10 protein-coding genes are annotated in these 9092 nt (G+C 58.7%); 3 read left to right on the top strand and 7 right to left on the bottom strand.

Features of this window, described 5'->3' with window-relative positions; all coding sequences use genetic code 11:
* The first annotated feature begins 54 nt into the window (after positions 1–54).
* Entirely contained in the window at positions 55–363 is a 309-nt protein-coding gene (locus NW815_RS04620; RefSeq protein WP_414388012.1) for an alpha/beta fold hydrolase, read from the top strand.
* Positions 364–506: 143 nt separating this feature from the next.
* On the opposite strand, the gene NW815_RS04615 is transcribed toward NW815_RS04620, so the two are convergent.
* From NW815_RS04615 to ndhN, 7 genes are all read right to left on the bottom strand, one after another.
* A complete protein-coding gene (locus NW815_RS04615; RefSeq protein WP_011434176.1) occupies positions 507–1394 on the bottom strand; it encodes a PRC-barrel domain-containing protein in 888 nt (295 codons plus the stop codon).
* Positions 1395–1472: 78 nt separating this feature from the next.
* Entirely contained in the window at positions 1473–2621 is a 1149-nt protein-coding gene (locus tag NW815_RS04610; protein WP_414330180.1) for a glycosyltransferase, read from the bottom strand.
* A gap of 93 nt (positions 2622–2714) precedes the next feature.
* Positions 2715–3167 carry a ubiquinol-cytochrome c reductase iron-sulfur subunit gene (locus NW815_RS04605; RefSeq protein WP_414388014.1) on the bottom strand — a complete coding sequence of 151 codons (453 nt, stop codon included), beginning with the start codon at positions 3165–3167 and terminating at the stop codon, positions 2715–2717.
* A 235-nt stretch (positions 3168–3402) separates the two neighbouring features.
* Positions 3403–3972: a Uma2 family endonuclease gene (locus tag NW815_RS04600; protein WP_414388016.1), complete on the bottom strand. Its 570-nt coding sequence runs from the start codon at positions 3970–3972 to the stop codon at positions 3403–3405.
* A gap of 238 nt (positions 3973–4210) precedes the next feature.
* A complete protein-coding gene (locus NW815_RS04595; RefSeq protein ID WP_414388018.1) occupies positions 4211–6130 on the bottom strand; it encodes a R3H domain-containing nucleic acid-binding protein in 1920 nt (639 codons plus the stop codon).
* 15 nt (positions 6131–6145) lie between these two features.
* Complete coding sequence (locus tag NW815_RS04590; RefSeq protein ID WP_414388020.1) at positions 6146–7204, bottom strand: LdpA C-terminal domain-containing domain; 1059 nt, start codon at positions 7202–7204, stop codon at positions 6146–6148.
* A gap of 94 nt (positions 7205–7298) precedes the next feature.
* Entirely contained in the window at positions 7299–7742 is a 444-nt protein-coding gene (ndhN, locus tag NW815_RS04585; RefSeq protein ID WP_414344253.1) for an NAD(P)H-quinone oxidoreductase subunit N, read from the bottom strand.
* A 264-nt stretch (positions 7743–8006) separates the two neighbouring features.
* On the opposite strand from ndhN, the gene msrB reads away from it, so the two are divergent.
* Together msrB and NW815_RS04575 are read left to right on the top strand one after the other, a co-directional pair.
* A complete protein-coding gene (gene msrB / locus NW815_RS04580) occupies positions 8007–8510 on the top strand; it encodes a peptide-methionine (R)-S-oxide reductase MsrB (RefSeq protein ID WP_414415761.1) in 504 nt (167 codons plus the stop codon).
* Between the two features lie 49 nt (positions 8511–8559).
* On the top strand, positions 8560–9092 hold a 533-nt coding region (locus tag NW815_RS04575; RefSeq protein WP_414415760.1), incomplete at its 3' end, for an FTR1 family protein.

Below are 9092 nucleotides of genomic sequence, written 5' to 3'. Positions count from 1 at the left end.
GCTTATTATTGACTAGAGTCATGCTCCCCCAGCTACGCCCTGGATGAGGCGGTGGTGGACTACTATTACCAGGCAGCCCACCAGGCGGGGGCTCAATTTGCCCCCCGTTCTTTTCTCACCGGCAGGCTCAATTTGCCCATCCAAGACGACTTTCGCGTGGTGACCAAGCCCATGGCTCTGGTCTGGGGAGAACAGAACCGCCTCACCGGCCCAGAACAGGCAGAGCGGTATCGCGCTTTGCGCCCGGAGGTGCCGATATACCGGTTGCCAGGGGCTGCTTTTCCGCACATTGAAGCGCCGCAGACCTTTTTGTCGGTGGCTTTGCGCTTCTTGGCCGAAGCCGATCCTGCTCTACCGGGATGACGGACAGGGGATCCCTTTGCCCCTTGGCAGAAAAAAGTGGGAGATTGGCGCAAGAAGCAGCCCTAGCGCCAGGGGTAAGGGCCGTGCTCTCGGTTGACGTGACCATCCCGAGCGCAGAGGGGAGTTGGTACGAGTCCGGCAACTCAAGTGGGCTCCCCGGCCTTATCTTCCCAGGGATCACCATCCACAGGAGTGGAGCTGGAAGGAGGAGGGGCAGGCTCAGAAGGAGGGGCCTCTTCTTTGGCATACTCCTGTTCCCAAGCCGGTTGTTCGGGGGCGGGTGCGGGCTCAGGTGGACGAGGACGCACAGGCTGCGGCTCAGGTTCAGGCTCTTCTTCTGCGTAAACGTCTTCTTCTTCGGCTTCGTATTCCTCGTCGTATTCTTCTTCGTAATCTTCCTCGACGGCGGAACTCTCGACAGCACTGGGCAGGGCAGGAGCAGGGCTAACTCCGGCTTCCCAAGGGGGCTTGCCGATTCCCAGGGTTTCCAAAATCCCCTTGGCCAGTTGGGTTAGGCGGGTCTCAGCGCCATCGGCAACAATAAGGCGATCCCCGCCCACAGAGACAATCTCGTCAGTGGAGAGCAGATAGGTGCTGAGGATAAAGCCAGGTAAAAAGGTGAGGCCAAGGTTGGAGAGCACCAAGCCCGTGATGATGCCGGAGACGGAGTTGAACTCAAAATCCTTAACTTTGCCGAGGCGGATCCCTTCTTCGGTTACCACCTCGCTGCCAACCACGCGACTCAGGCCCTCCAAATCCAAGTTATCGAAAACTTCTTCGCTGGGGACAAGAACTGCATCCTGACCCAACGCTGTTACTTGCCGCAGCTCCATCAAACGGGGGGATCCGGCAAGGGCTTTTTCCAGCACCCCCAGCACCAGAACCTGCTTGGCTTCCAGATCCGCCCAAACTTCGCTGACTACCCCAAGCCGGGCTGCGTTGCCCTGGCTGATCACCTGCGTTCCCAGAACCTGTGACCGCCGACGAACCTCTGATCGCACCAGCGCAACAGATCCTTTCCCAGTCGTCATGATGGTTTCCCCGTCGTAAGTCAAAACGTTCCCGTTGTTGGGCTGCGTGTCTGACACAGTTCGCCAGAATTAAGTAAGTTAATAGTACCACTGCCTGTCTCCTCCCTCGCGGGCTGCCCAGGTGGGATCCCGGCCAATCTGCCTGCTCCAGGCCAGAAACTGCTCTGCCATCGCGCCCAGGGAATAGTGCTCTTCTGCCCGTTGCCGACAGCGGCTCCTGTCGATGTGATCTAGGCGCTCTACAGCCTCTGCCAAAGCTGCCACGTTGTCCGGCTCGACGATCCAGCCGGTTTCTCCATCGCTGACAATTTCCGCGGGCCCACCCCGGCGGTAGGTAATCACCGGCACGCCACAGGCCAAAGCTTCCACCGCCACCAAGCCAAAGGCCTCCACCCACTTGGGGGTCATGATCAAGGCTGAGCATTGCCCCAAGATCCGCTGCATTTGCGGGGTGGGCAAAAACCCTCGGTAATCCAATTGGGCATGCGGGTACTGCTCTTGGATCTGCTGCCAGTAGCCTGGCTCTTGCAGGTGGCCTAGGATCACCACCGGCCTTCCCGTCTTCTCGGCTAGGGCAGCACAGTCTTCTAGGCCCTTCTCCGGGGCAATGCGGCCAATCCAACACAGGGATCCATTCCCTTGGGGCACAAAGTCGTAGAGGCGCAGATCCACCCCGCAGGGCAGATAGACAAAGGGATCCCGACCTGCCGCCATCTCGGCTCGGGCAAAGGCAAAGGTCTGGGCTTGCGCCCGCGAATGCACCGCCAGCCGACCAGGGTAGCGATGGGCAATGTGCTCTAGAGCCTGATCGACGGCATCGCTGAGGGATCCCATGCTAACAATGTGGGCCACCGGGGTGCGGAAAAAATCCGTCAAATAAAACGAGAGCCAATCGTAGCTCCAGTTCACGATTAGATCGAACTGATCTTGCAGGTGGGCAGCCCGCTGCCACAGGTTGGCCAGCAGAGAGGGGGTGTGGATCAGAACCGGCTGATCGCGGCGCTGGGTTTGCGCATAGGCCGGGGGAAGGCCCGCCACCGGCTCGATCACCTCCTCCGGCAACTCCGCCATTCGGGATCCCACAGGGGCCAACACCCGCACTTGGGATCCCATCTGGAGTAAGACACGCGTCAGGTTGGCAAGATTGAGCTCCACACCACCACCGGCCCCGGATCCCAGAGGTCCAACAGGGGTGGAGAGGAACAGATAGCGGTAGGGACGAGCCATAGGGAGAGCCTCGGTAGCTCAGCCCATTGTCTTCTCAATCCGGATACCCGACTCCTTTTGCCTGGCCTCAAAGCCCACAGCCTGCCCAGAACTTTATGAGGCTTTGGCTACAAAAATTTCTCCCTTCTCCACCTTGACCTTGTAGATGGCCAGGTCTGCCTTGGCCGGGCCACGGGTACGGCTGCCATCGGCAGCAAAAGCCGAGCCATGACAGGGGCAGACAAAGTTCTCCCCCCGCCAGTTCACATCACACCCCGCATGGGGACAGGCGGCATCCAAAGCCAGCAGAGAATCTTCTTTTTGCGGATCCCCTACCAACCAGAGGGTGACGGTGTTTTTCCCAAAGGCGTTTTCCACCTTGAAGGGGCCATCTTTGAGATCGGCCAGAGTGGCAACTTTCACAAACTCCGGCTCAGAAGCCTTAGAGCCAGAAGCAGTTCCCTGGGCCAGGGCAAAACGGCGCCGGGTAAACCCAGGTAACCAACCCACCAACGAGCCAAAACCGAGAGCCAGCCAGCGAAGAAAACCACGACGATTGTTGTACATGGCTATGTGTCCTTGGAGGTGTGCGAAATGTAGGTCATGAGCCAGCAAAAGACCGGCCCCTTCAGAAGGGATCCCCGTACAAATGCTGCCCTTAACATTTTGTTACACCGGAACAGTTTCGGCCAGGGCCAAGCCGCACTTTTTCCGGCTAGAGTACGCAGCAGCAGGCATCTTGGTTGCTTCATTGATTTGGCCGATGGGATGGGATCCCTTTCGGCTGTTGTACGCCTGGAGCCTAGGGTCGGGAGGTAAACAGCTCAGCAACCGTGCAGACAAAGCCGGGCAACAGGGGAGAAGACAACGCATCCTGAGCCAACAGCGTTTCTACCAAGACCAACTGGGCCTGTTGTCTGCGATACACCCCTACTCTCTGAGCCAGCCGATCGACGATCCAGTACTCTTGCACCCCATGCACAGAGTAGAGTTTCCGTTTTGCCAAGCGGTCTCGATCCTCATGAACTTTTCCAGGTGATAGGACTTCAACCACCAGCTCAGGGGCACCCCGAAAATGTCCTGCTTCATCTTGAATCTGTGATAGCCGCTCATAACTAACCCAAACAACATCGGGAGACACATTATCAAATTCGGAAAAGAGGATCCCTGGCATGATTGAGGGTTCTCCCAATCCTGTTTCTAGCGACCACCGATGCAGTGCGGAGAACAAACACCCGATAATGTGCTGATGTTTGTGATGAGGAGAGCGAGTCACCAGCAGTTCTCCGTCGATGATCTCGTAGCGGATCCATTCATTCTCTGGAAGAGCCTCGATGTCTCGAGTAGTCCAGCGTACTTCTGTAGCAGTCATTAGCTATCCCTATAGCAATAAATGGTGCTATGCCCAGGGCACCCTGCTGCTGTACCTACGACACTGGGCCGACAACTGCAACGCTGTCGCAACAGCGGGAACCGCACTTGGCGTAGCCAAATCTTAGCCCAGGATCCCGTTCACCTAAGCGGGACAGAGTCCCTTTTCTGTGGCCACCATGCCTCAATGGATACAGCGTCCATGGAGCTGAATGATTGGGTTGAAGTATTGTGTGGGGCTAGTTGGGATAAATGCGCAAGCGGCGGTTGGGCTCTTCGCCAAAGCTTTGGGCCCGCAGGTGGTAATGTTCCACCAACTGGTGTTGGAGCTTGCGGATCAGAGGCGAACGGGGCAAAAGTTCCACCGGCTGAGACTTGGGAATGACAATTTGCTCCACCGCCAGGCGGGCTTCTTCCAGAGCTTCGGTTTCATCGCCTGAGCTGGCGCGAATGAACAGCTCCAGGTCGGAATCGGATCCCTCTTCGCTTTCAATGTTGAGAATATGGCGCAGGGCGCGAGCCAGGGCAATCAGAGTATTGGCCTTGACGGTGTGAATCGGGATCTGGCGGGAGTGGGCCATCTGCTGGATCTTGGAACGGCTGCGCACCTGGGATCGTAAGGCCAAGACAATGTCTGCCTCGTCTAGATCTTTGGTGACATCCGCCGACAGTTTCAGGGTTTGGATCACCTGCTCCAGGTAGAAGCGGCTCACTCCGTAGGGGTAGATCATCAGCGGCCCATCCGGATTCTGCTGCCGTCCTGTCGGGGCTAGGGCGGATCCCTCCCAGTCCAAATCTTCTTCTTCGTCAGAGCCGGATTCTACTCTGGATTCGGCCACCACCTGAGCGGCAGGACGGGATCCCGCCGGCGTTAGCGGGACGGAGTCCTCTCGCCTCTCCAGGAGCAAACCCGATTCTCCTTGCTGCTGCGAGCGACTTTCAAGCGGCTCTGAAGGCAGAGCTTCCATCCGTCCAGAACGTCGCCATCCTCCCCGCTCCCGTGCTGCGGACATTGTGCTGCCGGCGGGGGGCCATTGGGGGCCAGATAGGGCCGGGCGCTCATTCGTGACTATCACCACCTGGCCGCGTTCGTCTAGACTGCGGGTTTGGGTCAGGGGCTCGCGGTTGCGCAAGAGGCGATCCACAGTGGCGGCCACATCTTCATGGATGACCCAGCGGGATCGCTCCAGCATCTCTATGGCAATCTCAAACGTGGGGGGGGCTTTGCGCTCCAACACACTCTTCTGAGAGCCCCGTCGCCGCGCCTCTTCATCTCCCAGGGTGACCGATTGGATCCCGCCCACCAAGTCTGAGAGGGTGGGATTTTTGATCAGGTTGTCGATGCGGTTGCCATGGGCAGTGGCCACCAGTTGTACCCCCCGCTCGGCAATGGTACGAGAGGCCAAGGCTTCCAGTTCGGTGCCGATCTCGTCGATGACCACCACTTCGGGCATGTGGTTCTCCACCGCCTCAATCATCACCTTGTGCTGCAGCTCTGGGCTGGCCACCTGCATCCGTCTGGCCCGACCAATGCCCGGGTGGGGCACATCGCCATCGCCGGCAATCTCGTTGGAAGTGTCGATAATGACCACTCGTTTGCCCAGCTCATCGGCCAGCACACGGGCAATCTCCCGCAAGGCCGTGGTTTTACCCACCCCCGGTCGGCCTAGCAACAGCATGGAGCGCCCCTGTTCCACCAGGTCGCGGATCATGCTGATCACGCCGATAACGCAGCGACCCACCCGACAGGTAAGGCCGATGATCGTGCCTTGGCGGTTGCGGATGGCACTGATCCGGTGCAGGGTAGAGGCAATGCCTGCGCGGTTGTCACTGCTGAACTCTCCAACCCGGCTGATCACCTGATCCAAGTCGGCCCGGGTGATCACGTCCTCGGAGAGGTAATCGGCAAAGCCGGGGAAGCGGGCTTCGGGACGGCGGCCCAAATCCAGCACCACCTCCACCAATCGATCCAGGTGAGGATGCTGTTCTAGGCGCTCGCGAATTGGAGCCGGCAGGATATCCAAAAGCTTGCTCAGGTCGTCGCTGTATTGAACCTGGCCGGGAAAAGAGTGCTCCGCGCCGCTGACGCAAGCGGTGCGTTCAGCACTTTCCGGATCCACTGACGGACTTGGGGTTGAGGGCTGTACGGGGAAACTCATGGCTGAGCAACGTCGTTAAACGCGGGAAAAACAGGTTTGCTGATCAGCGATGGAAAGGGCTCTGCACCGCTGACGGGAACGCCGCTTTACTTGCTGCACCAACTGCTTGGCCAACGGGATCCCTGCCACCAATCCAGGATTCCATCCTGACTCCGATGAGCTGTGGGCTGGCTCTTCCAGATAGGCTGACACCAACTGTCGCGCGTAGCTGCCGAAGGCTACCCCCGCCACCGGCCACCGGGGATCCAACAGCGGCAGCGTTTGGGCGTTGGTTCCTCCTGCCAATTGCACATAGCCTGGCAGACCCATATTCAGTACCTTCTCGGCCAACTTTAGGGCAGCTTTGCCGGTGCCAGCTCCAATATCCCCACTCATAGGCCGGCCATCCACCTGCCAGATCAGCACTTCCGGCAAGGGATCCATGAGGGCCAGCAGATCCCTCAAATAAGCCTCTAGGCCCGGACCATCGTTAAAGCTAATCGAGATGGCCTGGAGCTGAGGTAGCCAGGGCTTCAGGGATCCCCACAATTGCTCGAATGACCTCTGGCGACCAATGCAGGTGTGGATCTCCACCGCCTGAATGCCCAGCTCGACCAAAGGCGGCAAAACTTCTGACAAAGCGACCTGGTAGCCGAAGGTAGCAATGCGCCGGTGGGGGCAAACCGGCTCGCAGCGCCCACAGCCGTAGCACAGCTCTGTCTGGATGTGGACTTGAGCAGGAAGGGCTGCCTGTGTCAAGGCATGGGGAGGACAGACTGCCAAACAAGGTTGAGGACAGTCGGCAGGACAAACAGGAGCCGTCAGCACCGCCTTGCGGAAATGGACGTCTTCGCCGTCATTGACGCTGACCATCAACCAAGGGGATCCCGCCTGGGGATCTTCGGCTTGCGCCCGTTGGATCCCTTCTTGAGCGGCCCGCACTATGGCCGGATCGGCAGCAACATCAATGCAATCTGCCCCGGCCAGCGTGTAAAGGAAAGCCAGCTCCCGAACCGAGGGCAAGTGGTGGAAACTTGCGCCGCAGATCAGCTTAAACCAAGTACCCTGTTGCAGCGAGGCGGTTGGCAAGGTCACAGGCACGAGAAACCGCTAGCAGGATGGGGATCTGAGCCGCAGGCCATCTACTTGAGATGGTAGCAAAGAAATTTCCAGGATCCTGAAGAGAGGTTCAGGCGCTCTGCAGAGGTTGCCAACGAATTGACCGTTCTCGGCCCAGTTCCACCACAAACTTCACTCCCTTGTCTTCCCGACTCAGCTTTACCAGGTAGGAGAGTTCCTGTTGGCTGAACACATGCCCCTCGTAAAACCAAAACACCAACCCCTTTGCTTTCGGGGGCAAGGTGGCCCGATACTGCTCGATCAACGCGGGAAAGAAATAGGTGCGCCGCTCCGATTTGCCCAGCGTGGCAGGCCGTACCCCATGAATGCGCGTCAAATAGCTGGCCAGATCCCCGATTCCCTTACTGGAGAGGGTGACCACCTCATACCCAGCTCCGCGCAGCCGCCGCAGGTAGTGCCCTTCGGATCCCCCCTCTGGGGTTACAAAGATGGCCAAAGCCCCAGATTGCTCCAGTTGCTGCACAAACTTTGCACCTGAGCCGACCAGCAGCATAGGAAGAACTCCATTACTCGTCTAGGGTTGGACAAGCAGCCCACCTGCGCTCATTGTAACGGGATGGCGCCTGAAGCTGGGGATAGAAGCTGCCAATGGAACCCATAGAATACTGGCTATCTCCCTGTTTTGCAGAAGGGAGCGTAAAGAAGGGTTAAGATACGGGTAACCTGCTTGCAGGTCTCAACCCACAGGTGGCGGACAAAGGCGGATAGATCCCTCTGAGCAGGGATCGCTTCCCTGTCACTCACACAGCGACGACAGATGAACCTCATCATGCGACGACGCGAGCTGTTGACCTTGGCGGTGGCCGGGTTGATTACAGCACCCCTCAGCTTAGCAGGAGAGCAAAGAGCAATGGCCCAACAGACTTATCCCTTCACCAAAACCGACGCCGAGTGGCGGCAACTGCTCACCGAAGAGCAATACTATGTGCTGCGCCAAGAGGGCACTGAGCCCCCCTTCCGCAACGCTTACTACGACAACAAAGCTGCGGGCATCTACGTCTGTGCCGGCTGTGGGCAGGAGCTGTTTTCCTCGGCGGCCAAGTACGACAGTGGCACCGGTTGGCCCAGCTTTTGGGAGCCGATTGCTCCCCATGTGATCGGCACCAAGACGGACTGGAAATTGTTTGTGCCCCGCACGGAAGTCCACTGCTCTAACTGCGGTGGGCATCTGGGGCATGTGTTTCGGGATGGCCCCCCACCCACGGGTTTGCGCTACTGCATCAATTCTGCTGCCCTCAAGTTCATCCCAGCCACCACTTAGAAATCCTCTTGGCTCCAGCTAAAACTGAGCCGCCTGTCTGGGTGAGCCTATGTCGGACTACACGTTCCTGGATGCTGCTTCGATTCTGCTGCGGGAGGGCCTGGAAGCTCTCTTGGTGCTGGTGGCACTGCTGGCCCTTATGAGCAAGAGCGGGCAATCGGCTCAGAAGCGCTGGGTGTGGATAGGGGGATCCGCGGGCTTGCTGGCAGCGGTGATGCTCGGTCTGCTGGTGAAGCTGTTTTTCCAGCAGATGCTCACCCACACGCGACAAGAGGTGCTGGAAGGGATCACCGGGCTGGTGGCAGCAGGTTTGTTGTTCTCGGTCAGCCTTTGGTTGCACCGCCGGGCTGCAGTGGCTTCTTGGCAAACCTTTGTGCAGGAACAGGCGCAGGCGGCACTGGCCACGGGTCAGGTTTTTTCCTTGGCTTTTCTGGCCTTTGTGGCGGTGTTTCGCGAGGGGGTGGAAACGGTGCTGTTTTATGTGGGGTTGGCCCCTTCCCTCTCGGCAAAAGATTTTTGGCTGGGGATCGGCCTGGGATCCCTGGTGTTGGTGGCGGTGGCGATCTTGCTGCTGCAGGTGGG

Origin of the sequence: Synechococcus sp. R6-7, assembly GCF_047461695.1 — a bacterium.
Classification (GTDB): domain Bacteria; phylum Cyanobacteriota; class Cyanobacteriia; order Thermostichales; family Thermostichaceae; genus Thermostichus.
Note: the sequence above shows the minus strand (reverse complement) of the source record. Positions and strands in the feature narration are given on the sequence as shown.

Bases quoted from the DNA above. Each gene is read 5' to 3' on its own strand.
- NW815_RS04615 (WP_011434176.1), bottom strand. From the start codon at position 1,394: ATGACGACTGGGAAAGGATCTGTTGCGCTGGTGCGATCAGAGGTTCGT.
- NW815_RS04610 (WP_414330180.1), bottom strand. From the start codon at position 2,621: ATGGCTCGTCCCTACCGCTATCTGTTCCTCTCCACCCCTGTTGGACCT.
- NW815_RS04605 (WP_414388014.1), bottom strand. From the start codon at position 3,167: ATGTACAACAATCGTCGTGGTTTTCTTCGCTGGCTGGCTCTCGGTTTT.
- NW815_RS04600 (WP_414388016.1), bottom strand. From the start codon at position 3,972: ATGACTGCTACAGAAGTACGCTGGACTACTCGAGACATCGAGGCTCTT.
- NW815_RS04595 (WP_414388018.1), bottom strand. From the start codon at position 6,130: ATGAGTTTCCCCGTACAGCCCTCAACCCCAAGTCCGTCAGTGGATCCG.
- ndhN (WP_414344253.1), bottom strand. From the start codon at position 7,742: ATGCTGCTGGTCGGCTCAGGTGCAAAGTTTGTGCAGCAACTGGAGCAA.
- msrB (WP_414415761.1), top strand. From the start codon at position 8,007: ATGAACCTCATCATGCGACGACGCGAGCTGTTGACCTTGGCGGTGGCC.